Annotated in this window: 28 protein-coding genes and 1 tRNA gene; 12 read left to right on the top strand and 17 right to left on the bottom strand. The window is 61.3% G+C overall.

Annotation, left to right across the window (positions count from 1 at the left end):
- The first annotated feature begins 70 nt into the window (after positions 1-70).
- Complete coding sequence (locus tag P775_RS22770) at positions 71-1,006, top strand: energy transducer TonB family protein (protein ID WP_099913133.1); 936 nt, start codon at positions 71-73, stop codon at positions 1,004-1,006.
- Between the two features lie 68 nt (positions 1,007-1,074).
- Here the strand turns inward: P775_RS22770 and P775_RS22775 are convergent, their stop codons facing one another.
- Genes P775_RS22775 through P775_RS22785 form a run of 3 tightly spaced genes read right to left on the bottom strand, consistent with a single transcriptional unit; the run spans position 1,075 to position 4,087 of the window.
- On the bottom strand, positions 1,075-1,833 hold the full coding sequence (locus P775_RS22775; RefSeq protein ID WP_099913134.1) for an ABC transporter ATP-binding protein: 759 nt from the start codon (positions 1,831-1,833) through the stop codon (positions 1,075-1,077).
- Positions 1,827-2,900: a FecCD family ABC transporter permease gene (locus P775_RS22780; protein WP_099913135.1), complete on the bottom strand. Its 1,074-nt coding sequence runs from the start codon at positions 2,898-2,900 to the stop codon at positions 1,827-1,829. Before P775_RS22780 ends, P775_RS22775 begins: the two co-directional genes overlap by 7 nt.
- Before the next feature lie 59 nt (positions 2,901-2,959).
- Positions 2,960-4,087 carry an ABC transporter substrate-binding protein gene (locus tag P775_RS22785; protein WP_099913136.1) on the bottom strand — a complete coding sequence of 376 codons (1,128 nt, stop codon included), beginning with the start codon at positions 4,085-4,087 and terminating at the stop codon, positions 2,960-2,962.
- A 133-nt stretch (positions 4,088-4,220) separates the two neighbouring features.
- Here P775_RS22785 and P775_RS22790 point away from each other — a divergent pair, with 133 nt between their 5' ends.
- Complete coding sequence (locus P775_RS22790; protein WP_099913137.1) at positions 4,221-5,027, top strand: class I SAM-dependent methyltransferase; 807 nt, start codon at positions 4,221-4,223, stop codon at positions 5,025-5,027.
- 145 nt (positions 5,028-5,172) lie between these two features.
- Here the strand turns inward: P775_RS22790 and P775_RS22795 are convergent.
- Positions 5,173-5,259, bottom strand: a tRNA-Leu gene (locus P775_RS22795).
- A gap of 159 nt (positions 5,260-5,418) precedes the next feature.
- The gene (locus tag P775_RS22800) at positions 5,419-5,895 is read right to left on the bottom strand and encodes an Lrp/AsnC family transcriptional regulator (protein WP_099913138.1); all 477 of its coding nucleotides are present in this window, start codon (positions 5,893-5,895) and stop codon (positions 5,419-5,421) included.
- A gap of 248 nt (positions 5,896-6,143) precedes the next feature.
- Between P775_RS22800 and P775_RS22805 the strand changes: the two genes are divergently transcribed.
- The gene (locus P775_RS22805; protein ID WP_099913139.1) at positions 6,144-6,890 is read left to right on the top strand and encodes a rhomboid family intramembrane serine protease; all 747 of its coding nucleotides are present in this window, start codon (positions 6,144-6,146) and stop codon (positions 6,888-6,890) included.
- The gene (locus tag P775_RS22810; protein ID WP_099913140.1) at positions 6,887-7,255 is read left to right on the top strand and encodes a GFA family protein; all 369 of its coding nucleotides are present in this window, start codon (positions 6,887-6,889) and stop codon (positions 7,253-7,255) included. The genes P775_RS22805 and P775_RS22810 overlap by 4 nt, the downstream gene beginning before the upstream one ends.
- Before the next feature lie 165 nt (positions 7,256-7,420).
- Here P775_RS22810 and P775_RS22815 read toward each other — a convergent pair whose 3' ends face one another.
- The 4 genes from P775_RS22815 to thyX form a co-directional block, all read right to left on the bottom strand.
- Positions 7,421-8,212, bottom strand: coding sequence for an inositol monophosphatase family protein (locus P775_RS22815; RefSeq protein ID WP_099913141.1), 792 nt, complete (start codon positions 8,210-8,212; stop codon positions 7,421-7,423).
- A gap of 264 nt (positions 8,213-8,476) precedes the next feature.
- Complete coding sequence (locus P775_RS22820; RefSeq protein WP_180287547.1) at positions 8,477-9,073, bottom strand: outer membrane protein; 597 nt, start codon at positions 9,071-9,073, stop codon at positions 8,477-8,479.
- Between the two features lie 656 nt (positions 9,074-9,729).
- Positions 9,730-10,581, bottom strand: coding sequence for a hypothetical protein (locus P775_RS22825; protein WP_099913142.1), 852 nt, complete (start codon positions 10,579-10,581; stop codon positions 9,730-9,732).
- Positions 10,551-11,480: an FAD-dependent thymidylate synthase gene (thyX, locus tag P775_RS22830; protein ID WP_099913143.1), complete on the bottom strand. Its 930-nt coding sequence runs from the start codon at positions 11,478-11,480 to the stop codon at positions 10,551-10,553. Before thyX ends, P775_RS22825 begins: the two co-directional genes overlap by 31 nt.
- A gap of 226 nt (positions 11,481-11,706) precedes the next feature.
- On the opposite strand from thyX, the gene P775_RS22835 reads away from it, so the two are divergent.
- From P775_RS22835 to P775_RS22845, 3 genes are all read left to right on the top strand, one after another.
- Positions 11,707-12,687, top strand: a complete 981-nt coding sequence (locus P775_RS22835; protein ID WP_099913144.1) for a surface lipoprotein assembly modifier — start codon at positions 11,707-11,709, stop codon at positions 12,685-12,687.
- A gap of 117 nt (positions 12,688-12,804) precedes the next feature.
- Positions 12,805-13,239: a VOC family protein gene (locus P775_RS22840; RefSeq protein WP_099913145.1), complete on the top strand. Its 435-nt coding sequence runs from the start codon at positions 12,805-12,807 to the stop codon at positions 13,237-13,239.
- A 9-nt stretch (positions 13,240-13,248) separates the two neighbouring features.
- On the top strand, positions 13,249-13,953 hold the full coding sequence (locus P775_RS22845) for a DUF1194 domain-containing protein (protein ID WP_099913146.1): 705 nt from the start codon (positions 13,249-13,251) through the stop codon (positions 13,951-13,953).
- A gap of 43 nt (positions 13,954-13,996) precedes the next feature.
- Here the strand turns inward: P775_RS22845 and P775_RS22850 are convergent, their stop codons facing one another.
- The 4 genes from P775_RS22850 to P775_RS22865 form a co-directional block, all read right to left on the bottom strand.
- Positions 13,997-14,473, bottom strand: coding sequence for a hypothetical protein (locus P775_RS22850; protein WP_099913147.1), 477 nt, complete (start codon positions 14,471-14,473; stop codon positions 13,997-13,999).
- A gap of 857 nt (positions 14,474-15,330) precedes the next feature.
- Entirely contained in the window at positions 15,331-15,828 is a 498-nt protein-coding gene (locus tag P775_RS22855) for a MarR family winged helix-turn-helix transcriptional regulator (protein ID WP_099913148.1), read from the bottom strand.
- Positions 15,829-15,916: 88 nt separating this feature from the next.
- Positions 15,917-16,180: a succinate dehydrogenase assembly factor 2 gene (locus tag P775_RS22860; protein ID WP_099913149.1), complete on the bottom strand. Its 264-nt coding sequence runs from the start codon at positions 16,178-16,180 to the stop codon at positions 15,917-15,919.
- Entirely contained in the window at positions 16,177-16,563 is a 387-nt protein-coding gene (locus P775_RS22865; protein ID WP_099913150.1) for a helix-turn-helix domain-containing protein, read from the bottom strand. Before P775_RS22865 ends, P775_RS22860 begins: the two co-directional genes overlap by 4 nt.
- A gap of 91 nt (positions 16,564-16,654) precedes the next feature.
- On the opposite strand from P775_RS22865, the gene P775_RS22870 reads away from it, so the two are divergent.
- The 5 genes from P775_RS22870 to P775_RS22890 all read left to right on the top strand — a co-directional run bounded on the left by P775_RS22870 (position 16,655) and on the right by P775_RS22890 (position 21,908).
- On the top strand, positions 16,655-17,857 hold the full coding sequence (locus tag P775_RS22870; protein ID WP_099913151.1) for a pyridoxal phosphate-dependent aminotransferase: 1,203 nt from the start codon (positions 16,655-16,657) through the stop codon (positions 17,855-17,857).
- A gap of 146 nt (positions 17,858-18,003) precedes the next feature.
- Positions 18,004-19,962, top strand: a complete 1,959-nt coding sequence (locus P775_RS22875) for a DNA gyrase/topoisomerase IV subunit B (protein WP_099913152.1) — start codon at positions 18,004-18,006, stop codon at positions 19,960-19,962.
- Positions 19,955-20,365: a hypothetical protein gene (locus tag P775_RS22880; protein WP_099913153.1), complete on the top strand. Its 411-nt coding sequence runs from the start codon at positions 19,955-19,957 to the stop codon at positions 20,363-20,365. Before P775_RS22875 ends, P775_RS22880 begins: the two co-directional genes overlap by 8 nt.
- A 479-nt stretch (positions 20,366-20,844) precedes the next feature.
- Positions 20,845-20,973 carry a hypothetical protein gene (locus tag P775_RS29490; protein WP_099913154.1) on the top strand — a complete coding sequence of 43 codons (129 nt, stop codon included), beginning with the start codon at positions 20,845-20,847 and terminating at the stop codon, positions 20,971-20,973.
- Between the two features lie 215 nt (positions 20,974-21,188).
- Complete coding sequence (locus P775_RS22890; RefSeq protein WP_342749686.1) at positions 21,189-21,908, top strand: hypothetical protein; 720 nt, start codon at positions 21,189-21,191, stop codon at positions 21,906-21,908.
- A 9-nt stretch (positions 21,909-21,917) separates the two neighbouring features.
- Here the strand turns inward: P775_RS22890 and P775_RS22895 are convergent, their stop codons facing one another.
- From P775_RS22895 to P775_RS22910, 4 genes are all read right to left on the bottom strand, one after another.
- Positions 21,918-23,480, bottom strand: a complete 1,563-nt coding sequence (locus tag P775_RS22895) for a hypothetical protein (protein WP_099913156.1) — start codon at positions 23,478-23,480, stop codon at positions 21,918-21,920.
- A gap of 438 nt (positions 23,481-23,918) precedes the next feature.
- Entirely contained in the window at positions 23,919-24,398 is a 480-nt protein-coding gene (locus P775_RS22900; RefSeq protein WP_099913157.1) for a DUF6505 family protein, read from the bottom strand.
- Positions 24,399-24,401: 3 nt separating this feature from the next.
- Positions 24,402-25,097 (bottom strand): biotin/lipoate--protein ligase family protein, encoded by a 696-nt coding sequence (locus P775_RS22905; RefSeq protein WP_099913180.1) that lies wholly within the window; start codon positions 25,095-25,097, stop codon positions 24,402-24,404.
- Positions 25,097-26,179, bottom strand: a complete 1,083-nt coding sequence (locus tag P775_RS22910; protein WP_099913158.1) for an Mrp/NBP35 family ATP-binding protein — start codon at positions 26,177-26,179, stop codon at positions 25,097-25,099. The genes P775_RS22905 and P775_RS22910 overlap by 1 nt, the downstream gene beginning before the upstream one ends.
- Positions 26,180-26,183: the final 4 nt, after the last annotated feature.

Consider the following 26,183-nt stretch of genomic DNA (forward strand, 5'->3'; position numbering starts at 1 on the left):
TTCCTAGCCCCTCGCGACCTGCGGACGTCATCGCAAAAGCCATCCACTGTATTCACAGAAAAGGTTTTTTATGTTCCCTTCCCGTGCCGCTGTTCTGGCCATGTCGGCCACTGTCGCCTCGGTCGTGCTGCATCTGGGCGGGCTGGCCTATCTGTTCGGCGGCGAATCCGCCCAGACAGCTGGCGGCGCCGAAGTCAGCGTCGCACGGTTGGGCAACAGTTTTCAGGATCTTGTGGTCGGCACGATGACCGCCACGGCGACCGAGGCCGCGCCCCTTCAGCACATCACGGCGGAAACGGCTACCCAGTCGGAAACGCCGCCTGAGCCGTCTGTTCAGCAACATGTACCAGAGGCGGCCAAGCAGGTCAGTGCAGATCCTTCACAGCCAGGCACCACGCCTGCGACAAATCCGGTGACGCAGGCTGCCGAAATGCCTGCTCCAGAGGTTTCGCCGCAGCCTGCGCCCGAAAGCACTGTGTCGCCTGCGGCCACAGCCGAAACAATCACCGCAATGGCAGAAACTTATGATGCGCCGCGCAGCTCGCTGCGCCCCGCCCCGCGTCCCGAACAGATCACGGTGGCCACGCCCCCCAAACCGACCATGTCAAAAAAACCCGAAAAAAAGGCCGCACAGCCAAAGGGCAACGCAGATCGGGCTGCAGTTGCCGGGTCATCCGGCGGCACAGATCAGGCCCCCGCGGCAACCGCCGCCCCGCGCAAGGCGGCGGCATCCACTGCGGGCAATGCCGCGGCGTCCAATTATCCCGGTCAGGTTCTGCGCAGGATCGAACAGGTCCGCCAAGACCGCAACCCGCGCAGTGGCGAAGCAATGGTGGCCTTTTCGATCACCTCTGGCGGCGGGCTCGGCGCGGTTTCCATCGCGCAAAGTTCCGGATCGGACAAGCTGGACCGCGCGGCCCTAGGTGTATTGCAGCGCGCCGCGCCGTTTCCGCCACCCCCGGCGGGGGCACAAAGCCGGTTCACCGTGCGTGTCCGGCTGAAGTAGCGGGTCGCACCGACTGTTACACGACAGAACAGAATGACGTTGCAAGTCGCGTACCCCTGCCCTCAAGTCTATGCTGCGGCTTCGATACCGTCGACGACCATGATCGGAAAGCCTCTGGAGCAGGTCTCGAACCGCGCCTCGACCCCGTAAAGCCGACGCAACAGGGCACTATCCAAGATGGACTGCGTCCTGCCGACAGCCTCAAGCGTCCCGTTTCTGAGCGCCAGCGCCGTTTCGCAATAACGCAGAACTTGGTTTAGGTCGTGCAGAGCCAACAGAACCACAGCGCCGCTTGACCGGGCATATTCTTGCAACAGTTCCAGAACCTCGAACTGGCGGTAAAGATCCAGCGCGGAGGTGGGTTCATCCATCAGCACAATCCTTGGCCGACAGACCAGCGTTTGTGCAATGGACACCAGTTGGCGCTGCCCGCCGGACAGTTCTCCAAGTTGGCGAAAGGCCAGGTCTTCGATTTTCAGTGCCCTGAGGATACCATCGACAGCGGCAAGTTCACTTCGCTCAAGCCGCCAGCTGTGGCTGTCCTGTTTGAGGGCAAGAACAATCGCCTCGTAAACGGTCAGTGCGGCAGAAGTGCTGGTGTCCTGCGGCATGTAACGCAGCTCCGCACGCTGTGCACCGCTCAGCCGCACGGTCCCTGCCCCGGAAATCTGCCCGGCGATTCGCCTGAACAGTGTAGATTTCCCGGCAGCATTTGCCCCGATCAGAGCCGTCAGGCATCCGCCTTCCAGTTCGGGCGTTGTCACATCCGAAAAGATCGTCTTGCGGCCATAGCGGGCCCCAAGACCGTCAAGCTTCAGGCTTACCATTTGCGTCTCCCGTTGGTGAAGATCAGCGCTGCGAAGAACGGCACACCGACCAGCGCGGTGATCACCCCAATGGGCAGCACAGCCCCCGGCAGCAGCACCTTGGACAGCACGGATGTGGCTGACAGGATCAGCGCACCCGCAAGGATCGACCCGGGCAGGAAGAAACGCTGGTCTTCGCCCAAAAGCAGACGCGCGACATGTGGTCCAACGATACCTATGAAGCCAATGGTGCCGACAAAAGACACCGGCACGGCGGCCAGCAGGCTGACCAGCAGCAGTGCCTCAAGCCGCAGACGGCGTACCGGTACCCCCATGGCAGCCGCCCGCGTCTCGCCCAGACGGATCGCGGTCAGTGCCCAAGCACGTCGCGCGAACAGCGGGGTGCAGACTAAGAGGATGCCGCCAGTGACCGCGACCTTGCCCCAGGTCGCCTTGGTCAGGCTACCCATGGTCCAGAATACAACCGCAGCAAGTGCCTGTTCAGAGGCAAAATATTGCAAGAGTGCCAGTGCGGCGTTGAAGGTAAAGACAAGTGCGATACCCAGAAGGATGATCGTCTCGACCGTGACACCGCGCATCGAGGACAGGCCGTAGATCAGCAGCGACGCCGCCATCGCCATGGCAAAGGCATTGACCGGCACCATGATCCCGACAGCGCCCGGAATGATCGCCACGCCCAGCACCATCGCCAGCGCCGCGCCAAAGCTGGCCGCCGCCGACAGGCCCAGGGTGAAAGGACTGGCGAGCGGGTTCGCCAAGATGGTCTGCATCTGCGCCCCAGCCAGAGAGAGACACCCGCCCACGGTAACCGCCATAAGTGCCATCGGCATGCGAATATCCCAGACAACCACACGCATCTGGAGATCCGCTGCACCGGGAAACAGGATGGTGCGGAAGACGTCGCCAAGGCCATACCGCGCCGGGCCGAGAGAGATATCAACGCCGACACTCAACACAAGAAGTGCGCCCAGCAGACCAAGCAGCAGAACACGCTTTAGAACGAAGCGCGTATAAAGCTGAGCAGTCGCTGGCTCGGCAAGATGGGCCGGATCGCTGGCAATACTCATTGAAAAATCCTCTTCCTCTGCGCCACAGCAGCCCGTGGGGGCTGCTGCAGAAGGTGACATTACTTGACCGAGACGAAGTAGCCCGGCTTGTACGCGACCGGCAGGAAGCGTTCATGCAGCTCGGCAAAGGTCGCGTTGGGGTCTAGATCCTTGAAGAGGTCGGGGTGGAACCACTTGGCCAGCTGCTGCACGGCAACAAACTGGTAGGGGCTGTTGTAGAACTGGTGCCAGATCGCATGAACCTCGCCTGTTTGCGTAGCCTTGCTTCCGGTAAAGGCGGGGCGCTCCATCAGATGCGCAAGCTTTTTGCGCGCCACGTCCAGATCCGCACCAGCGCCAACACCTACCCAGTCACCACCTGGCACGTACATTTCCCAGTTTGCGCCGGTCACCACGACCTGATCCGGGTCCGAAGCGACGATCTGTTCAGGGTTCACGGTGCCGAACGTGCCGGGGATGAAATCGCTCGCAAGGTTATTGCCACCGGCAAGTTCCACCATTTTCCCAAAATTCTCGTCGCCAAAGGACATGCAGCAATCTTCGCTGTAGCCACCGGCGCGCTCCATGAACACAAGCGGACGTTCCAGATCCGGATGCGAGTCGATGACATCCGTCACGCGCGCCATCTGTTCACGGTAGAATGTGTTGAACTCTGCCGCGCGCTCGGACTTGCCGAACAACTCGCCGATGATCTCCATCGATGCCGCGGTGTTTTCCATCGGGCGCTCGCGGAAATCGACATAGACCAGCGGAATGCCCACAGCGTTTAGCTTTTCGATGTAACCAGCTTCCTCGTTGGCGGCCTTCGCTTCGAGGTTCATGATGATCACGTCAGGCGACAGCGACACCGCCTGTTCGATGTCAAAGGTGCCGTCCTTCATGCCGCCAAAGGTCGGAATTTCGTCGATCTGCGGATAGATCTCCTTGTAGGCGTTATACCCGTCCAGATCCGCTTTCATGAAATCATCGCGCCATCCGACCACGCGACCAAAGGGATCTTCGGTATCGAGCACCGCCGCGAAAAAGATCTGGCGCCCTTCGCCAAGAATGACGCGCTGGACAGGAGTTTCCACCTCGACCTTGCGTCCGGTGATGTCAGTAATGGTCGTGGTGTCGGCCTGAACTGTCGTTGCCAAAGCGATAAGCCCGGCTGCCAGTGCGGCGAACGAAAGATGATGGAGTCGCATGGAAACCCTTTCAGGATGGTTTCCCACCCGAGTATTTTGCCCGACAATTACAGTCAACTATATTGTTGACTTGTTTGGTCGGGAAAAATTGCGTATCGGCGGGCCAGCGCCTGAAGAGACGACGGATAGAGCTATGAAACCGAGCAGCCACATTGGAACCAACCGCGACCTCAGGGATGACATCCGGGACTACTGGTCCGATCGCGCCCCGCGTTTCGACCTCGATCCAGGCCACAAGATCGCAGAAGGCGCCGAACGCCGTGCCTGGCGCGCGCTGTTCACGCGGCATCTTGGCCCTGCGGAGGGCCGAAAACTTCTGGATCTTGCCTCTGGCACCGGAGAGATTGCGCTGCTGGCCCGCGAGCTGGGGTTCGGGGTCACTGGCCTTGACTGGTCCGAAGCAATGCTGGCCCTCGCGCGTGAAAAAAGCGCCGCCTCTGGCGACCGTCTGACATTCCTGCAAGCGGATGCAGAGCGCACGATGGAGCCCGACGACAGCTATGACGTGATCACAACGCGTCACCTTGTCTGGACGCTGGTCGATCCCAGTGCTGCGTTTCGTGAATGGCACCGTGTCCTGCGGCCCAACGGCACCCTGTTGCTGGTTGACGGCGACTTCGTGAACCGTTCACCTGTGCAAAAATTCCTCTCGCGTCTGCTGCGCGTCGGCACCAATACCGCCTCAGGCCAGGATGCAAAGCGGCACAGGTCGATCCTGTCGCGGGTGCATTTCTCGAACGGCGCACGAGCGGAGCAGGTTGCTGATCTGCTGCAAAAGGCTGGGTTCGTGGATATTCGCATCGACAGCGCTTTGGGTGATATCCACCGCGCACAGCGCCGCACACTTGGCTGGCGAAAGGCATTCCTGCGGATCTGCGATCATCGATATGCCATCCGTGCAACAAAACCCCCAGACGCAGAAGGCTGCCCGTTGTCCTAGGTTAAACTCGAATCGTTTTAAAGCGTCCCGCCTTAAACTTGGATTGCTTGTTCGCTGCCTGTCGGCTGTGCCTCCAACGCGAAAAGGGTTGTGTGTGTTTCATGTGAAAGGCGAGACGCTATAACACATAAAAATATGGACAAATTGGTGCGGGCGGTGGGACTCGAACCCACACGGGGCCAGGCCCCAACAGATTTTAAGTCTGGTATGTCTACCATTCCATCACGCCCGCATCTGCCACATGTTCCGCGACACCTGCGCCGTGCCATCCTGCGATGGGCAGTGCGCGTCAGAAATTAGCGACATCTTGATCTGTAGAAAACTGTGTCGATGGGCACAAGGGTTTCGCAAGCCTCCAATGACTGTTTACGATCGCCAACTTGACCGCTGCTCAGTTCACATCGCAAAGACCGATCTCTTTGACTGCCTGCATCGCCACATAGGTCGAGGTCGAGGCGATATATGGCAGGGTCGAGATCCTGTCGGCCAGCACCTGCCGATAGGCGCGCATATCTGTGGTGCGCACCTTGAGAAGATAGTCGAAATTCCCGGCGATCAGATGCGCCTGTTCGACCTCGGGAATCCGGGCCACACCTGCATTGAAGGCGGCCAGCGCCTCTTCCCGTGTATCGGTCAGGCGCACTTCGACAAAGGCAACGTGATCGAGCCCGAGCCGGATCGGATCCAGAATCGCCCGGTAGCCACGGATTGCGCCAAGTTCTTCGAGCCTGCGCAGGCGCGCTTGAGTGGGCGATTTCGACAGACCGATGCGGCGCGCCAATTCGGTGATCGACACGCGGCCATCCTCGGCCAGCGTGGTCAGGATGGCCCGGTCGAACCGGTCAAGATCCAGAATGTCGCTTTGCATCGCGAACCCCTTGCGAAAGAGCCGATCCGGGCAGCCGCATCGCACGCGGCGGGCGGAGCGGCTGACAGATCAGCCCTGTCATAGCGCATCCGCCATGCGGACACCATGCCCGCACGCGCCAAGTGGCAGCCATCGCGCAGGTTCAAAGGTCTGTACCAAGGGGAACAGCGCGCGGCTTAGGCGCGACAGGATACTGTTGCTGACGCCTCGCCTTGACGCCCGGGTGATTTGAGCCAAAAGTCGCGTACATGTTCCCCATCCGCGATCACAACCCCTCGGGTACGACGCCCTATGTCACTTATCTGCTGATCGCGGTTAATGTGCTGATCTTCGTTGGCAATTATCACCTGTTCAGCAATGATCGCGCCCTTTACGCGTTTTATTTCGACTGGGCGCTGATCCCGGCCAAGATCAGCGCGGGCGGTGGCACCACCGGACTGGTTACATCGCTGTTCCTGCATGGCGGCATCCTGCATCTGGCGGGCAACATGCTGTTCCTCTACGTCTTTGGTGACAACATCGAGGATGAGATGGGGCATGTCGGCTTTGCCGTATTCTACCTTGCCTGCGGGATTGGCGCGGGGCTGGTGCAGTATCTTGCGGCCCCGCTGTCACAGGTGCCCACGGTGGGTGCTTCGGGCGCCATTGCCGGGGTGATGGGCGGCTATCTTCTGATGTTTCCCAGGGCCCGGGTCGATATCCTGATCATACTGATCGTTTTCTTCAAGATCCTGCCGATTTCGGCCTGGATCATGCTGGCCTTGTGGTTCGTCTTTCAGGTCTTCGGCGGCTTTGGGTCCACGGGCGACGAGGGTGGCGTGGCCTATTGGGCACATGTGGGCGGCTTCGTGATCGGTGCGGGCCTGACCCTCCCGGTCTGGCTGCGCCGTGGCGGTCCGGCCTACTGGAACCGCACCCAGGGCCAGCCCCCGCACCCGAAGGCGAAGTATGACTTCAGCCCGTCCAGAATCCCGAACGTGAGGCGAAAGAAATGAGCGAAACTGTGAAAGTCACTTGTCATTGCGGCGCGGTTGAACTGCGCGTGACCCTGCCTGACGACCTGACCACCGCGCGGCGCTGCGATTGTTCCTTTTGCCGCCGGCGCGGTGCGCCCGCGGTTACCGCCCCGATGGGCGGGATCGAGATCGTGAAAGGAAAGGAAAACCTGACCCAGTACCAATGGGGCACGATGACCGCGCAGCATTATTTCTGCTCGGTCTGCGGGATCTACACCCATCACCGGCGCCGGTCGAACCCGAACGAATTCGGCGTCAACATGGGCGCGATCGAGGGTGTGAACCCGCGCGAGCACGATCCGATCAAATGGAATGACGGGGTGAACCACCCCTCTGACCGCTAAAGCATTTCGGGAAATACTCGATACGCTTATTCGCAGGCTTTCACCTACGGCTCAAACGCAAAAAAGGGGTGACCGGTGTCTCAGCTTTTTTGCCGAAACGCTGTAGGGAGGTTTCGCAGCAAAACCATCCCAGCCAGCCGTCTTTGCGGATGGCTGGGATGTGCTTCAGTCCTGACGGATGATCCGCGCAAGGTTGTCAAACACATGGCTGTTGGCGCAAAGAAGAGATCCAGAGTCCAGCGGATCCTGCCCTTCGCGCACGCCTTGCATCAGCGCGCCGGCCTCTTGCACGATCAGCGACCCGGCGGCAGCCTCCCAGAGCTTCAGCTCGCGTTCCCAGTAGCCGTCGTAGCGGCCTGCAGCCACATAGGCCAGATCCAGCGCCACCGCGCCCCAGCTGCGCACACCGGCGCATTCCGGCATCAGCCGGGCCAGATCCTTGAGCGTTGCGGGCAGCGTCTTGCGCGCACCATGCGGCACGCCGGTGGCAAACAGGGCCTCGCTCATACGATTGCGGCCAGAGACTCGCAGGCGTTGGGAATCGTTCAGCCAGGCGCCAGAGCCCTTTTCTGCATAGAACATTTCGTCTTTGGCAGGGTCAAACACCACACCCGAGACGATCTGGCCCTTGTGTTCCAGCGCAATCGAGATGGCCCAATGCGGGTGGCCGTGCAGAAAGTTGGTGGTCCCGTCCAGCGGATCGACGATCCAGCGGCGGGTGGGATCCTGACCTTCGATTTCGGCCGATTCCGCGCCGAGCCAGCCATAGGTCGGGCGTGCGCCCGTCAGCTCGTCATGCAGGATCTTTTCCGAGGCAAGATCCGCCTTCGTCACAAAATCCCCTGCGCCCCTCATCGAGACCTGAAGGTTCTCGACCTCGCGGAAATCCTTGACCAGTGAGCGGCCTGCCTTGCGGGCGGCCTTGATCATGATGTTGAGATTTGCGCTGCCCTGCATAGCCGTGGCTCCAATCCGTGGTAAGGCCGCGCGTATACGCGGCCTTACCGGGCTTGCCAAGGGCTGACGGGGGTTGTGGGGGTGTTCGGCGGCAGCTGCCGTGCGAAACCCGCAGAATCCCTGCCAGAATAGCCGGTTTGGCACAAAAACCGCGGTATGGAATGCGTATGGCAGACGTATAGAAACCGTATGGCGGCCATACGCGCACACGAAAACGCCCGCCCCCTTTCGGGGACGGGCGCGCGGCTTTCTGACAGGGAGGGATCAGAAGCGGTAGTTGACCGAAACGTTTGCAGTGGTTGCATCGGTTTCGAAGCTGTTGTCGAAATCGTCGAACTTGTTGTACAGAACTTCGCCGCCCAGCGAGACGCTGCGGGTCAGCATACGCTCGACGCCCAGACCGGCGTAGTAGCCGTTGGAATCGCCAACGCTGCTGTCATCGGTGAACGCCTTGGCGTAACCAGCTGCGAAGTACGGCAGGGTTTTGCCCAGGTCGTAACCGATACGGCCACCGGCGCGCAGGATACCGTCGACATTTGCATCGCCGAGGTCAACGTCGGTTGCATCATACTGCATGCCGAGACCCAGGACGTAGCTGCCCATGTCGAAGTCGTAGCCGCCTTTGAGGCCGTATGTGCCGGCATCATCGTCGTCATCGGGGTTTTCGCTGTCGAACGCGCCGTAGCCCGCTTGTGCACCCAGCGAGAAACCGGTCCAGTCAGCGGACGCCATCATCGGTGCTGCGACGGGTGCGGGCGCCATCGGCGCGGGCTCGACAGTTGCGGGAACCAGGCTGCCAGCGAAGGCGGGAAGGGTCATTGCGCCAACGAGGGCGGTGGAGAGTACGAGAGTGCGTTTCATGATGCTCTGTCCTTAATTTAGTAGCTCCCGGCGTATCGTCGCCGGTGACAGGGGGTAAATGCACACTATTCGATCACAGTTCCAGTCGCAGAGGTTCACAGAATCGTGGCTGCATTTCAGCCACTTACGGCAACTTTCTAAGATTTGGCATGGAACCAGCGGAGACTGGCCGAAATGGCGGCCTTTGGGGTGTGAAAACTGTCACATTCGGCTGTTAGCGCTCACGCAGCGGCGGCATCCGGCCTATGAACCTCAATTTTTTGTTAACAGGGAACCCGCAGAATCAGGCGCCAGCCCGCCGATCCCTGCCTTTCGGGAGGTGGCTTTGGCCTGTTCTTCCCCCTCCCCCGGCGAGTCGGGGGTGGGAAACTGCGGATGTGAGGGGCGAATCTTGCGCGCGGGCCGTCGGGAGGGGCGTGCCGGGTGGGGGTTTTAGGTGGTGGTCTGGCGGTGGCTGCGGATCACAGGTGTGGTGTCTGAACACTACTGCCGGGGAATGCACATGTTTTGGCGCGTATAGGGTGCCACTGGGTCGTGATTTTTGATTGAGTTACGTCGTGGAGAGATTTACCCCGCCGTTGTGGCCGGTTTGTGTAGCGTGTGGGTTATCTTCGAATTGACGGCGTGAAACTCGCCTTATGGGTTGGCAAGGATCGCTATACCTCAGTTAAATCCTCACCAAGATCAACTGCGTCACGCAAAGAAGCCCAATCTTCTTTAGATAGTCTGTCGGAAAACGCCAGATCAACATTGTGCCGTATTTTTAGGTATTGAACTAATATATCCGACACATCTTTTGCTATGACCAAGCCTGAATATGCTGAGTCAATGTGATGCTTCTGAAGATCAATCAATTCGTGATGTTTTGGCAAATCAACACTCCCAAAACCAGAAAATTTACCTTCAGCATATCCTAAATCACCTTGGCTTCTCACTTCGATAAGGAAATCCGACACCTTTTCTTCGTATTCCCGCTGTGACCAAAGAAAGTTCCCGATAATACTGTCCAAAACATTCAGTAAATTAAAGAGTTTTCTATCCGACAGCGCCAGCGAGAGCGTTATTTCTTCTGGAGAAAACCGCTGTGGAAGGTCATTTATCTTCAGCGGCTTCATCAATGGCTGTAGATCTCCTAATACAATGTTGTCGAAAGGATCGTTCGATTCTAGGTGCTCACGAACTTGAGCAAGCGTACTTATAATCCTCACTATTCGGCTGAGCAAAACCTCAATCTTTGCCCTCTCGACAAGGCTCCTTTCTATTTCTTGGCTCTGTTCGTTTTGCCACAACACCAAAAGCTGACCAGCCACACCGATAGTACCGGCTATGATCGCGCCAACTATTGCACCCAAAAACGCTGAATCTTCAAAGGGAATTAATTGGAAATAGCCCAAGCCAAGAAGCAAAAAAAGCGCGCACAGAAACCCTACAAGAACGCCCAATGCAAGCGACCCATTGGAGCGCAGGCCTTTTAGCTTCACCCAATAACCCCCATAAACTCCCGCCATTCGCCCTTGCTCATGCCCGAGGTGTCCTGCGTGACCTCTTCACCCCTCAGCATCCGGCGCACACACTCAAGCGCAGTCGATGACAAGGTCGCGCCGCCCATGCGGTAGTCGGCGAAGGCCTTGTAGGCGAAGGGGACCCAGTCGGCGACGATGTTGCAGATGGCATCGGCGTAAACGCGGATCTCGTACTGGGCATGGGCGTCAGCCCGCAGGCGCAGGAAATGCAGCAGGTTGTGCAGATCCACCTTCCAGTACCACTGGGTGTAGATGTTGGCGGGCAGGTTCATGCGGGCCAGTTCGCGCGCCAGACCCTGCTGGCCCTCGGTCGAGATCATCTCTTCATAGTGGTCATAGGCGCGCATGGCGTCGTCGCGCAGATAGCGCAGCACGCGCTCGGCCTCTTCGCCGCTCAGCGCCTCGCCCCTGCCCTGATTGTTCACCGTGCTCTGGGCGTTCAGGCTGTCGGCGGCGGGAATGTAGAATTCCCGGTCCAGGATCGAATAGCGGGCCGAATATTCGTTGACGTTGGCGGTGCGGTGGCGAATCCACTGGCGCGCGACAAAGACCGGCAGTTTGACGTGCAGCTTGATCTCGCACATCTCGAAGGGGGTCGAGTGCCAGTGGCGCATGAGGTAGCGGATCAGCCCTTCGTCGTTGGAGACGGATTTGGTGCCGCGCCCATAAGACACGCGGGCAGCCTGACAGATGGCATTGTCGTCGCCCATATAGTCGATGACGCGGACAAAGCCGTGATCCAGAACGGGAATGGCGGTGTAGAGGTGCTGTTCGATGCCGGGCGCCGTCGCGCGCAGGGTCGTCTGGGGATCAGAACGCTGCGCGTCGATTTCGGCCTGCTGGTCCGCTGAGAGGGTCGATGAGGGCGACGAAGACGGGAGCATGGCGAATCCTTTTGCACAGATGAGTCGAGGGCGACTATATCTTGGCGAGTCGCTGCAAGAAACCACCAGATGCGGCGGGGTGGTGTGACTTTTGCAGCGGGTTTTCAGCGCTTGGGCGGTTTTGCGCATCACGATTCGCGGAGCGGGGGTGGAATGCTTGTAGAATCGCGTGACTGACGCTTAACCGCAGGCAACTGTGCCTTATCCCTTGAAATGGAACCCAGATATGCTGTTGAAACCCATCGCGCTGAGCCTCAGCCTCCTCCCCCTTGTTGCAACCGCCGCCGTGGCACAGTCCGCCGCCCCCGGATGGTCGACGCAGCTGTCCTTTGGTCTGGGGCGCACGTCCAACATCAACAACGGGTTTGCGACCACGCTGGACGGCTTGCAGGAGCTGCCCTTTGCCTATGAGCTGCAGAGCTCGGACAAATCGCTGTCGGCGTCGATGATCGAACTGGGCCTTGCGACGTCGCGCACGCTGGCAGAAACCGGGTCAGCCCGGACCGATCTGCGCCTGTCGGCCTATCAGCGGCGCGTGACCCTGTCCGAGGATGGCACCCGCGTGAAAGGCAGCGATTTCAACCTGTCCAGCCTGACCGCCGGCATCGGCCAGTCCTGGACGCTTGGCGGCGGGGGTCTGGTTCTGGGCACAGAAGCGGCGCTGGGGCATGTGTTTCTGGGGGGAGATTCGCTTTATTCCAACCTCAATGTCGGCGGGTCGGTGCGCTACAGCTTTACGCCCTACATGACCGCGCAGTTCCGCGCGATGCGCGAGGCGCAGATTGGCTATGACGGGCGCGCCGATGCCCATGCCTGGCGCGGGTCCGCAGGCGTTACGACAGAGCTGGCACAGGGTCAGACGCTGAGCGCGGCCTATAACTATGCCGAGGGCAGTTCGTCGGAGGATTACCTTGATTATGCCGATCACGAGATCGCTGTGAACCTGGGTCTGGCACAGCCGGTGCTGGGTGCGTCGGTCGATTTCGGACTGAGCGCCAGCCGCAAGCATTATGCGCGCAACGAGGTCACCTCGGGCGATCGCGATGATGATACGCTGCAGGGCGACGTGTCGCTGCGGTTCGAGAATGCCAATATTGCCGGTTTTGTGCCCAACGTCACGCTGAGCACGCGCCGGTCGGATTCCAACATCAAGACCTACCGGGCCATAGACTATGGTCTGCAAATGGGTCTATCGTCGCAGTTCTGATCCGGACACGGCCACGTTACGGGGATCGGGCGGCAGCCGCCTGCCTGATCCCTCGACTTTCCGGCCCCGGCGCCTACACTCCGGGGCAACGGAAATAAAAGACAAAGGAGCACGTTCATGCCCATCCGCTATCTTCACACCATGGTCCGCGTCAAAGACCTTGATGCGACTGTCGCATTTTTCAAACTGCTGGGGCTGAAGGAACGCCGCCGCACGGAAAGCGAAGGCGGGCGGTTCACGCTGGTCTTCCTGTGCCCGCCGGATCAGGACGATGGCACCGCCGATGTCGAGCTGACCTATAACTGGGATGGCGACGAGGGTCTGCCGTCGGACAGCCGTCACTTTGGCCACCTCGCCTATACGGTCGAGAATATCTACGACATGTGCCAGACGCTGCAGGACAACGGCGTGACCATCAACCGCCCGCCGCGTGACGGGCACATGGCCTTTGTGCGCTCGCCCGACAATGTGTCGATCGAGCTGCTGCAACAGGGCGATGCGCTGGCCCCTGCGGAACCCTGGGCCAGCATGGCAAACACCGGTCACTGGTAAGGCGCGCGATTGCTGCGCGCTGCCTGCCTTGTGACACTGCTCTGGGCCGGGCCTGCCCTGGCCCAGAGCACCGATGCCTGCCGGTTGGCGCTGGTTCTGGCGCTGGATGTGTCGTCTTCTGTCAGTGAAGAGGAGCATCGGCTGCAGCGGGACGGGCTGGCCGCCGCACTGAGCGATACCGACATTCGCAGCGCGATCCTGCAGGGCACGCCCATGGCATTGTCGATTTACGAATGGAGCGGGCGGCAGAAATCTGTGACCCTGCTGGACTGGACGCTGCTGCGCGGTGAGGCGGAAATCGACCGCGCCATCACAACCCTGCGCCGCGCGCCGCGCAGCGAGTCACACTTTCCCACGGCCATGGGATTTGCGCTTGGCTATGGCGCGACACTGCTGGAGCGCGGGCCAGACTGCACGCGCCGGGTGATCGACGTTTCAGGTGACGGGGTCAGCAACGACGGCTTTGGCCCCGAACTGGCCTATAAACATTTCGATTTTGACGGTGTGACCGTGAACGGTCTTGCCGTGCTGGGCGCCGATCCGCAGGTGCAGGAGTATTTCCGCGACGTGGTGCGCCATGGGCCGGGCGCTTTTGTCGAAATCTCTGACGGGTATGCCGGATACCGGCGCGCCATGACCCGCAAGCTGTTCCGCGAGATCAACGATATGGTCATCGGATCACGTGCGCAGCACCATCCCGAGACACGCGGCTGAGGGCGATTTGCGCAGCCGCGGAACGACGGGATGCCGGCACGCGCTAGCAGGGGGGATAGCCGATCGCGATCAGTTCCAGTCCGGTTACCCTCTTATAGTCCGTTCCCAGATAGCGCCATTTTTTCATATAGATAACGCGCAGTTCCGGCGGATAGAATCCGGCCATCCGTCTGGACCAGTATTCGAATTGTTTGGCTGGCAGGGCGCGCCCGTAATTGCTGGGCCCGTGAAAGCCAAAGATCGTGCGCGGGCTGACACAGACATCTCCCGCCCCCAGAAACATGGTGCAGGAGGACAGGCACTTCCGTCCGCGGATTTCCACGCGACGCCCCTCGCGGCGCAGCTTTTCGACGAGCTCGGCACGTTCGCGCAGCGGGCCGCCGTGATCTGTGGCGACAACAATCACGCTGCCGGTGTTCATCCAGTTTTCGGCGGCGGCAAGAGGTACAGCAAGGACCGTGGTGGCTGCGAACAACAGAAGGCTAAAGGCGATCAGCTGCGAAAGCGTGCGGCACATCATGTCACGGTCCTACATCCGGGATTCAGCTCAAAGGCACAGGTCGGCTAAAAGATCGGTAAATCAGGCGATCAACTAAACTTCAGGAAGAGGACGCAGGCGTGGTGTCGGGGAAACCCCGCTTCGTTTTCGACCGTTACGGCGCCTTGACGCGCCGTCGGATCAGGAGGGTCTGACCGCTCTGCCGCAGCTTGGGACCGGCGCAGAGCGAGGGTTGTAAGCCGCGGCACAGGGGCGCTGCGACGTGCAGCAGTCTGGTGCAGGAGATTGAGCGGGCAATGCAGGCAACAGCAGAAGCTTCCCCGAACCGCCCATTCGGCGAGCGGCGGTGCCTTACCTCTGCAAGTTGACTGACTAATGTATGCAACTTTGTTATATTACTCATCTTGGACGAATGGCCGCCATGCTAAAAACTAACAACGGGAATTTGGCATTTGGAGGCTGGATGACAAGGGAAATTGCTGCCTTCCAAGGGGATTTCGACCGGGTCAGGCCACTCTGTCACGGGCCATGTAGATCAGAAGGATATCACCGTGACAGGCTTTGCCGCATAGGGTGTATTTGGGTTGAACAGGCGCCACGCGCTTGGCAGAGCGGGCGAGGCGGTATTTGCGTCCGGATAGGCTGCTGAAGGCGGTGAAGGCAGCGGGCTCTGACGGCGGCGCGCGCGGTTGAGGGCGGGCCGCAGAAGGGAGTGCATGGGATGAGGACCCGCCGATCACGCTTTTGGGTCTGTCCTGCCCAGTGCAACCGTTGCAGGACAATCCGCGCAACGGGTGCTGATCGCCTGGGGGGGTGTCTTTTCCTGGCAGATAAATCCGGAGCATGCGCGGATCGCGGCAGAGCGCCTGATCCGATGATCAGTAGATGTAGCGGATCTGATCGGTCCAGTAGCGTTCCATCCGGCGCAGGGACTCGGTTATTTCGTCGACACCGGTCGTGCCGAGCACCCCCTTGGCTTCCAACCCCTCCGCATGGCGGGCGAAGAGGTCCGCCACCACATCGCGGATTTCGCGGCCCCGGGCCGTCAGGCGGACACGGACCGAGCGGCGGTCGATTTCACAGCGCTGATGGTGCATGAAGCCCATTTCGACAAGTTTCTTGAGGTTGTAGCTGACATTGCTGCCCTGGTAATAGCCGCGCGACTTGAGTTCGCCGGCCGTCACCTCGTTATCGCCGATGTTGAACAGCAGCAGCGCCTGGACCGCGTTGATTTCAAGCACCCCGACGCGTTCGAATTCATCCTTGATCACGTCCAGTAAAAGACGATGCAACCGTTCCACCAGTGCAAGTGCCTCAAGATAGCTGGCCATGAAGCCGTGGTCGGCGCCTTTGCCCAGTGGGGTATGCATGCTCATTGTCTTGTCCACCTGATCTGTTTGGGCAGACATTTGGCGAAAAATGACAAAAAATCGTAAACATTCCCGTGGATTGCTAAAAAATGAGCTAACCGGTCGCTATGTTGCGGATGTCATCGACCAGCGGTGCAAAGCGATCCGGGGCCGGAATCTGGCCCGTCACCCACTGATACAGATCCTGATCATTTTCCGACAGAAGGGCGTCGTAAATCTGCAATCCTTGCGGATCCATCCCGTTCAGGCGTGCCTCGGCATAGCGGATCAGGATCAGATCCATTTCCTTGATCCCGCGCCGCATAGACCGCATATGCAGGCGTTTGATCGTGGTTTCACGCGGTTCAGGAGTGGTCATAGCGAGTCCTTCAAGGTTTTGCGCAGCGTCTTTTCCAACCGCCCCAGACGGTCGAGCTGTTGCTTCATGTGGGTCTGGATGTCTCGGATGTCCACCAGCATCTGCCTGGCATCCGCCGACATCGGCTCTGCCTCGGGCGAGTCGACGCCGTCACCTTCGCCGGTCAGAAGCCAGACCATGGAGACGTTCAGCATGCCCGCCATCATCGACAGGCGGTTGGCGCGGGGTTCGGCGACGTCATCCTCCCATTGCTGGAGGCTTCTGAGCTTGACCCCGAGCCGTTTGGCCAACTGTTCCTGCGTCATGCCGCTGGTTTCACGCGCTGCCGCCACACGGTCGCCAAAGGTGGCCGCGTCAGGGCCGTACCAGTTGTCGTCGTTCATATCGCTGTCCCTTTCGGCCAAAGCCGCTTGATCGGTGCTTGGTCGCACCCTATGACGAAGCCTGCCCCAATTCAAACCCGGTGACCCAGCCATGACCTTTCTGTCCAAGACCCTTGCCCGTGTAAAACCGTCGCCTACGGTTGCCATAACACAGCTCGCCCGCGAACTGGCCGAAGGCGGCAAGGATGTGATCGGGCTGGCCGCCGGCGAGCCGGATTTCGACACGCCCGAGAATATCAAGGCCGCCGCCGTTGCGGCAATTGCAGCGGGCAAGACAAAATACACCGCCCCCGACGGCATCCCCGAGCTCAAGAAAGCGATCTGCGCCAAGTTCCTGCGCGAAAACGAGCTGAGCTATCAGTCGTCGCAGGTCAGCGTCTCGACCGGTGGCAAGCAGGTGCTCTACAACGCCTTCATGGCGACGCTGAACCCGGGCGACGAGGTGGTGATTCCCGCGCCCTACTGGGTCAGCTATCCGGACATGGTCCTGCTGGGCGGCGGCACGCCGGTGGTGGTCGAAACCTCCATCGACACCGGATTCAAACTCACCCCCGAGGCGCTTGAGGCGGCGATCACCCCGCAGACCAAGTGGTTCCTGTTCAACTCGCCCAGCAACCCCACGGGTGCCGGCTATACCTGGGACGAGCTGAAGGCGCTGACCGATGTGCTGATGCGTCACCCGCATGTCTGGGTGATGTCCGATGACATGTACGAACACCTTGCCTATGACGGCTTCAAATTCTGCAGCCCGGCGCAGGTGGAACCCGGTCTCTATGACCGCACGCTGACCTGCAACGGCGTGTCCAAGGCCTATGCCATGACCGGCTGGCGCATCGGCTATGCCGCCGGGCCAGAGCCGCTGATCGCCGCCATGCGCAAGGTGCAGAGCCAGTCCACCACCAACCCCTGCTCCATCAGCCAGTGGGCGGCGGTCGAGGCGCTGAACGGGCCGCAGGACTTCCTCGCCACCCGGTGCGAAGCATTCCTCGCGCGCCGCGATCTGGTCGTGGCCATGCTGAACGACGCCGCCGGCATCACCTGCCCGGTGCCCGAGGGCGCGTTCTACGTCTATCCATCGATCGCCGGATGTCTGGGCAAGACCAGCGCAGGTGGTGCTCTGATCGACAGCGATCAGGCCTTTGTCACCGCCCTGCTGGAAGAGACCGGCGTTGCCGTCGTGCATGGCGCGGCCTTTGGCCTGTCGCCACATTTCCGCGTCAGCTACGCCACCTCTGAATCCATCCTGACCGAGGCCTGCAGCCGAATCCAGAAATTCTGCGCCGGGCTGAAGTGACAAGACAACGGGGCGTGCCACAGGCGCGCCCCGACGACTTCCACCGACAGACGACGCAGCGCCTGACGTCAGATCAGGGCCTTTCACCACCCCGCCCCGTCTGACATACTGACCCCCAACCAAGATCAAACAAAAGAGCAGCTGCAATGGCCGAAGACCTCCTCTCCGGACAGCCGTCCGACACCTATGATGCCTCCTCGATCCAGGTGCTTGAGGATATGGAACACGTCCGCCTGCGCCCCGGCATGTATATCGGCGGCAAGGACGACCGCGCCCTGCACCACATGGTCGCCGAAATCATCGACAACTCCATGGACGAGGCCGTCGCCGGTCACGCCAGCTGGATCGAGGTCGAACTCCACGCCAACGGCCATGTCACCGTGCGCGACAACGGGCGCGGCATCCCCACCGGCCCGCACCCCAAGGACCCGACCAAATCCGCGGTCGAGATCATCTTTTGCACCCTGAACGCAGGCGGAAAATTCTCGGGCGACAGCTATGAAACCTCGGGCGGTCTGCACGGCGTCGGCTCCTCGGTCGTCAACGCCCTGTCCGATCACCTGCGCGTCGAAGTCGCGCAGAACAAGGAACTCTTTGCCATGGAGTTCTCGCGCGGGGTCCCGCAGGGCAAACTGGCCAAGATCGGCGCCGCCCCCAACCGGCGCGGCACATCGGTCACCTTCCACCCCGATCCCGACATCTTCGGCGCGCTGAAACTCAAGGCCGCGCGCCTGTTCGCGATGGCCCGCTCAAAGGCCTATCTGTTCTCGGGCGTCAAAATCCGCTGGAAATCCGCGATTCCCGATGGCGACACCCCGATGGAGGCGGAATTCCACTTTCCCGGCGGCCTCTCGGACTACCTCAGCGACACCATGGGCGGCGCCACAACCTACGCCGAAAAACCGTTCGCAGGCCGCGTCGAGTTCCGCGAGAAATTCGGCCAGCCGGGCAAGGTCGAATGGGCGATCAACTGGACCCCGTCGCGCGACGGCTTTATCCAGTCCTATTGCAACACCGTCCCCACGCCCGAGGGCGGTACACACGAAACCGGCTTTTGGGCGGCGATCCTAAAGGGCATCCGCGCCTATGGCGAGTTGGTGAACAACCGCAAGGCCAGCAACATCACCCGTGAGGATCTGACCACCGGCGCTGGGGCGCTCGTGTCCTGTTTCATCCGAGAGCCGGAATTTGTGGGGCAAACCAAGGACCGCCTTGCCACCACCGAAGCCGCGCGGATGGTGGAATCCGCCGTGCGTGACCACTTTGACAACTGGCTCGCCGCCGATACCAAATCCGCCGGCGCCATCCTCGATTTCCTTGTGCTGCGCGCCGAAGAGCGGATGAAGCGGCGGCAGGAAAAGGAAACCCAGCGCAAGACGGCGACCAAGAAGCTGCGCCTGCCGGGCAAGCTCACCGACTGCACCGCCAAGAACCGCGCGGGCACCGAACTGTTTATCGTCGAGGGCGATTCGGCCGGCGGCTCGGCCAAGGGCGCGCGGTCGCGGGAAAATCAGGCGCTGCTGCCGCTCAAGGGCAAGATCCTGAACGTGCTTGGCGCCGCCTCGGCCAAAATCGGGACCAATGCCGAAATCTCGGACCTCTGCGAGGCCTTGGGGGTCGGCATGGGCAGCCGTTTTGTGCTGGACGACCTGCGTTATGACAAGATCATCATCATGACCGACGCCGACGTGGACGGCGCACATATCGCAGCGCTGCTGATGACGTTCTTTTACACCCAGATGCGTCCGCTGATCGACAACGGGCACCTCTACCTCGCCTGCCCGCCGCTCTACCGCCTGACGCAGGGACCCAAGCGGATGTACGTGTCGGATGACACGGAAAAGGACATGTGGATGGAAAAGGGTCTGGGCGGCAAGGGCAAGATCGACGTTCAGCGATTCAAGGGTCTGGGCGAGATGGATGCGAAGGACCTGAAAGAAACTACGATGGATCCCAAATCCCGCAAGCTGATCCGGGTGACCATCGACGAAGACGTGGCCGGCGAAACCAGCGATCTGGTCGAACGTCTGATGGGCAAGAAACCCGAACTGCGCTATCAGTATATTCAGGAGAACGCCCGGTTTGTGGAGGAGTTGGATGTTTGAGATTGGAAATCTTGATTTAGCTCAATTGCCAGTCCAATTAGAAAAAGATTTCAACTCAAAAACACACAGCATTGAGATCCATTTTCCTGATGGTCGCTCTATCAATATCACGGATACCAACAAGGGCGCTCAGCTATGCTTTGTATCCAACGGGGTTTTCGATGCATTCGACAACGATGAAAAGCCAGCCGATACCCTGCGCCAAGATTGTTTCCACTGGATGCTTGAAGCATTGATAAGACTTAATAATGGCTTTGCTCCCTACCGATTTCTTGACATGGACGGAAAACCGTGGCGCATGGAAACCTTTGCTTTCAATTGTGCAATAAAGCACACTCGCTTCGTACAGAACAGTGTCGAGGGTAAGGCCGATTTTGGCATCGCCTTGAACAACCAAACATAACGCGACATCTTAAGGATGTGGCTGCCACTTCCAAAGACCCAGCAGTACAGCGCCCGGCTGCGGGTGGGCGCTCCTGAGGTTTAAGGCTGGCACTTTATCTCTCGGTCACCCCGTCCCTGGAAACATACACTAACATCACCAAGGCCCCCGCCATCACGCCAGAGGCACGACGGGGCGAGCTGTGGCATTTCTCATCGAGGGTCATGGACAGCCAGAGAGGCCGCCCCCGTCCCGCAACATGCTGCGATGCCGCGCAAAAATACAGCTTTGGGTGGCGTGATGCCCCTTGTGCAATGTCGCGATCTTCCCCACCTATGATCATGCAGGACGCCACGACGGCTTATCCTAAAACGGCCAGACCCGCGCCGCCTGCTGCCTCACCGCTGACATCGCCCTGACCCGTCAGGTCCCATGCCAACCCTGAGCATCCACCCGATGGGCATAAGCCGTTCGGGAACCCGTGCGAAGGAATGACTCCCATGTCCAAGGAAAAGAACAAAGGCAACAAGGAAACCAAAAAACCGAAGAAGGAAAAGGTAAAAGTGCTCGCCACCGCCAATTCCGGAGCGAAGAGTGCGACCACCATCGCCGGTAAAAAGGTCAACTGAGCCTGTTGCGTGGTGCTGCCGTCTGCAATCGGCGCGAGCGGATGTGCCTAAGGCAGGCGCGGCCCCGGTCCGCCTGATCCATGCGGCCCTTTGATCCGGCGCGCCACACGCTGAGCCTATATGGGAACCCCGCAGACCGCAGAGGCGGCGCGGGGTTCCCTTGTTCCAAACGACACCGCCAGCTTCCCATCGGGGATACACGCCGTGGTGATGCCATGGCTCTTGCCCTGTGTCGGCAGTTACGCTCCTATCTCGGCATGCGCGCTGTCTTGTTTCTGATCCTTGCCCTTGCCGCCTGCGGTCGTCCCCTGACCCCGCTGGAAACGGCTTATGTGCAGGCGCTGCAGGGTGATGAGACCGACACGTCGCGGGTGCGGCTGGTGGACGGTCATCCCGGCGCCGCAATCACCCATCAGCGCCCGGCCCGGCCCCGGCTGACCTGTTCCGAACGCCTCTGGCCCGCACCAGAGGCGGACATGGTGACGGTGCAGCCCGCAGGCATGGCGATCTTCAACCACATCCTGCTGCGCGACGATCTCTATCGCGATGATTTCCTTGGGACCTTACCCGAAGAGATTGATCTGGCGAGCGCGATGCTGTTCGCCCATGAGATGACCCATGTCTGGCAGTGGCAGAACCGCAAGCGCACCGGTTACAGCCCGCTGCGCGCGGCGTCGGAACACAGCCAGTCTGACCCCTATCTGTTTGACGAGGACAGCCCCGCGACCTTCCTAAATCACGGGTATGAGCAGCAGGGCGCGATTGTCGAGGAATACGTCTGCTGCGCCCTGCTGGACCCGGAGGCGCCGCGCACCGAGCGGCTGCATGCGATGATCGCCGAGGCGATGCCGATGTCGCGGCTGGACGAGGTGCTGGAGCATCGCGCCGTGCGCCTGCCTTGGGACGGGGTCGAGGTAACGGGGATCTGCCGCTGAGCGGCCCTCTCAGGCCACCGGTTGCAGGAAGGGAGAGGGGCAGTCGCCGTCCACCGGCCAGCGCGCATAAGCGCCGTCCAACTGCAGGCTGACCCGGACCGCCCCCGGAGCGCTGCGGCGTGCCTGCAGAACCACCTGCTGGCCGTCAAAGTTGCGCAGGCCCAGGATCGCGGGCAGTCCGTCATCTTCGAGCGAATCTCGCAGCAGCGACAGGGCGAGGCTTTGCCCATGCAGCAAGCCATTACGATTCTCGACACCATAAAAGCCGCCCGCGATGCTGCGCCCCAGCACCATATTGGCGGCGAGGCGATCCAGCTGGTACGTCAGGGTGTGACGGTGTGACAGCGTGGCCCCGGTATCATCGCAGGTGGCGGCAAAGAGCGCCTTGAGCAGGGTGACCTGCACGCCGGCCAGCACCGCCTTGCCCACGCCCAGCGCCGGGCAAAGGGCAGCACCGGCCTGATCCAGCCGGGGCAGCATGAGGTTTTCGCGGAAGGCGACCGGGCTCCACCCGTCGACCGCGCCGCCTTTGGCGTCGGGAAGAGCACAAGTGCCGGTGCCCACGACGCGGTTGAGCTGCGTGATCCAGTGCAGCAGCCGCGGCGCAGAGGCCCGGAGCCGGTCGAGCGCCGCCCGTTCCAGCGCGGTTTCGGGTCCGGCGCGCTGATCTTCGCCTGCGGCGATCAGTGTCCAGCGGGCGGCCACCACGCCGGGGCGGGCAAAGCGCCCCCCCCGCGACAGACCGAGGCGGACGCTGTCAGCACTGCGCGCGCCGTTCAGCATCAGCGTCAGCACCCGCTGTGCGCTCCAGACACGGCCGCGCTGAACCGGCAGCGCGCCACTGTCGGCTGGTGCACCCTGGGACAGAAGTTGCAGCGCGGTCGAGAAATAGACCTGACAGGAATGGCGGTTGTGCACCTGAAACGCCAGATCGCGTGGGGTGTGCAGCCGTTGGCGGCTGGGGTCAGGACGATCCGGAAGGGGCAGCTTTGCGCCACAGCACGCCTCGATCCAGCGCAGCCAGTAGGACATCGAATCGTCAGCGCGGGGATCGGCGATGCCCGGCACACAAAGATCACCGCCCGTGGGACCAGCGGCCCGTGGTGGAGCGCTGTGGAAAAAGGCCGAAAGAATGGAGCCGAAAGCGGTCTGCGGCGGGGATTGGGGCCGATCATCCGGCGGCATCGCGGATGGCGCAGGATGATCAGCCTCACCCGGAATGCACAGCGCAAGCAAATCCAGAAGAGAGCTTTCAGCAGACTGGGGGACGTGCTGGCCGGAGGGCCACGGCAGCTGACAAAGCTGGGTCTGCAGATCATGCAGGGTGAAACGGGTGTCCGCATCGATCCTGACATCGCGCTGGGGGTCAAGAAGATCGGCAAAGGGAATGTCGCGCAGGAGTGTCAGCGCATAGATCTGCGCCATCTCGCAGGCCAGCGCATCCGACGTCAGCACCGGGCGGCGGCGGATGACGCGCCCCTGCAGGCGTTTGGGCCGCGCGGAGTCGGGCCCGGACTGGCCACCGCTGACCAGGGTAAACGGCGATGGTCGGATACCAGTGCTGCCAGGCATGACAATTCCCCCTGAAGTGTCGCCGCTTCCTGACTTGAGTGCAGGGCGCACGAAATTTTCAACCTAGAGTAAACGGATCGTGATGCCCCAAACGTAAAATGGGCGACAGTCCGCCGCAGATTTCTGCGAACTCTTTTCGTGAGTTAACCCGGCCGCGTGAAAAAAACGCAAACAGGGCCTGTCCGCTTGGCTTTGAAGAGGGGGCGAGGTCTGTCATTCGCGCTAAGGCAGTAGAAACCTGAGCCCGTCAGGGGACGGTGCGGGCCGACAGTGCCTGCCACAGGGCGGCGCGTCGGAACGGGAAGCGCCCCGGGCCGGGGTGCTGCGGCGGTGAGGGATGCGCTGGGGGCGCGCGCCGCAGTGAGGGGCCAGCCCCTCACGCTCCCCGGGATATTTGGGGGCAGATGAAGGCGGGGAGAGGCCGACGGTTTGGGGAAATTATTCGTCGAGGGAGCCGTGGATGGCAAATTGCAGGATGTCAGCCTCCTGCGCCTCGATCACGCGAAAGCTTTCGTGCACGCCGACATCCGTCAGCTCGCGCGCGACGGTGAGCAGCGTGTTGGCGTTGTGGTCGTCGCAGAGGGCAATCATCTGGTCGATTTCTTCTGTGGCGACGGGGCGGGCGATGTCCAGTGACGGCGCGCCGTAGGTGTCGACAAAATGCTGGGCGAGCGCGGTGATCAGCGTCTCGCGTTCGACCGCTTCCAACTGGGTCACCGCGACAAAGCTGACGCGGCCATAGGTTTCGATCCCGAGCCAGCCGTTGGAAAACGCCTGCCGCGCCTTGCCAAATAGATCACCTTCGCTCCAGTTGGAAAACTCGAATCCGCCCGAGATGCACCATTCGCCGGTGCGCGCCGGGCTGTGAAAGACGCGGGTGTCGCTTTCGTCGAAATGGATCGCGCGGGCGAGTTTCATGTCTCAGGCCTCCAGCAGAGTGGTGAGCGGGATCAGATGCGTGGTGTCCCCGGATTTCAGCAGCATACCAAGGTTTTCATCCACGCCAAGGAAGGTGCCGGTCTGGCCCGACTGGGTGATTGGCTGGCCGATACCGTGCAGCAACCCGGCCCAGTCGCGGTGCAGCGGCGGCATGCCGTCCTCTTCCCAGCGGTGCAGGCCGGTGAGCGTGTGGCGCGCCCAGGATTCCAGCAGGTCCTGAGGCCGCAGATCACCGCAGCCTTCGCTATAAAGCGCGGTTTCATCCGGGGTGTCGCCGGTGTCCTGCGTGGTCGCCTCAAACTGCAGGGTGACGCCCACCACCAGCCAGTCGGGGATCTGATCGGGCTCATGGGTCGAGGCGGCAATGTGCAAGGCCCCGCAGCGCCCGCCGTTGACGCGGATCGCGCCGTTCCAGTCCAGATGCACCGGCACCTCGGGCGGGGCAAGCGCGCCCAGCGCGTTCTGCACCCCGACACCGCAGAGCGGCAGCATCGCGACCGCCTGTGCCAGCGGCACCTCGGGGGCGCAGATCAGGGCCGCACGCAGATCGCCGGACAGATCATAGAGGATCAGACCGGCATCGCAGCCCTGCGCAGCGGTCTGGCGCGCCGCAGCAAAGGGGTCGCGCCCCGCAACATTCAGACCGCTCAGCAGCGGCGGAAATTGCGGGGGGCGCATCATGCGCGGCCCTCTGCGATCAGGCGGCGGGCGAGATCGCGAAAGCTCTGGGCCTGCGCGCTGTCGGGTTTGGACACCACGATGGGCGCGCCGCCGTCCGAGGCAACGCGGATGTCGAGGTGCAGCGGGATTTCGGCCAGCAGCGGCACGCCCATTTTCGCCGCCTCTGCCGCGACACCGCCGTGGCCAAAGATATGTTCCTCGTGCCCGCAGTTCGAACAGATATGCGTGCTCATGTTCTCGATCAGGCCAAAGATTGGCACCTTCATCTGGTTGAACATGTCGATGCCCTTGCGCGCATCCAGCAGGGCCACATCCTGCGGCGTGCTGACCACGATGGCACCGTCCACTTGCGCCTTTTGCGCCAGAGTCATCTGCACATCGCCGGTGCCGGGCGGCAGATCGACCAGCAGCACATCCAGCGCGCCCCATTGCACCTGCATCATCATCTGCTGCAGCGCGCCCATCAGCATCGGACCGCGCCAGACAACCGCCTGACCTTCGTTGGTCATCAGGCCCATGGACATCATCGTCACGCCAAAGTTGCGCATCGGCAGAATCGTTTTGCCATCGGGCGACGCGGGCCGTCCGCTGACGCCCAGCATCCGGGGCTGCGACGGCCCGTAGACATCCGCATCCAGCAGGCCGACGCGGCGACCCTCGGCCGCCAGCGCACAGGCAAGGTTGGCCGAGACGGTGGATTTGCCCACGCCGCCCTTGCCGGAGGCAATCGCGATGATACGGTCCACCCCGGGGATCTTTTCCGGCCCGCCCTGCAGCGGTTTGGGCGCATGGGAATGGCCCGAGCCCTTGAGATCCGGCGGCGGTGCCTTGGCCGAATGGGCGGTCATCACAACCGAGACGTTCTTGGCGCCGTCCAGCGTTTTGACCAGATCTTCGGCCTGTTGGCGCACGGGGGTATAGGCCTGCGCCCTCTCCCCCGGCACCTCAAAGACGAAACGCACGGTGGCGGCTTCGACCGTCAGGGCCTTGACCAGACCGGCGGTGACGATGTCATCGCCTGAAACGGGGTCTTTCACGGATTTCAGCGCGGTCAGAACCGCGTCGCGTGTCAATGTCACTGTG

This window comes from Puniceibacterium antarcticum, assembly GCF_002760615.1.
In the GTDB taxonomy this organism is placed as follows: Bacteria; Pseudomonadota; Alphaproteobacteria; order Rhodobacterales; family Rhodobacteraceae; genus Puniceibacterium; species Puniceibacterium antarcticum.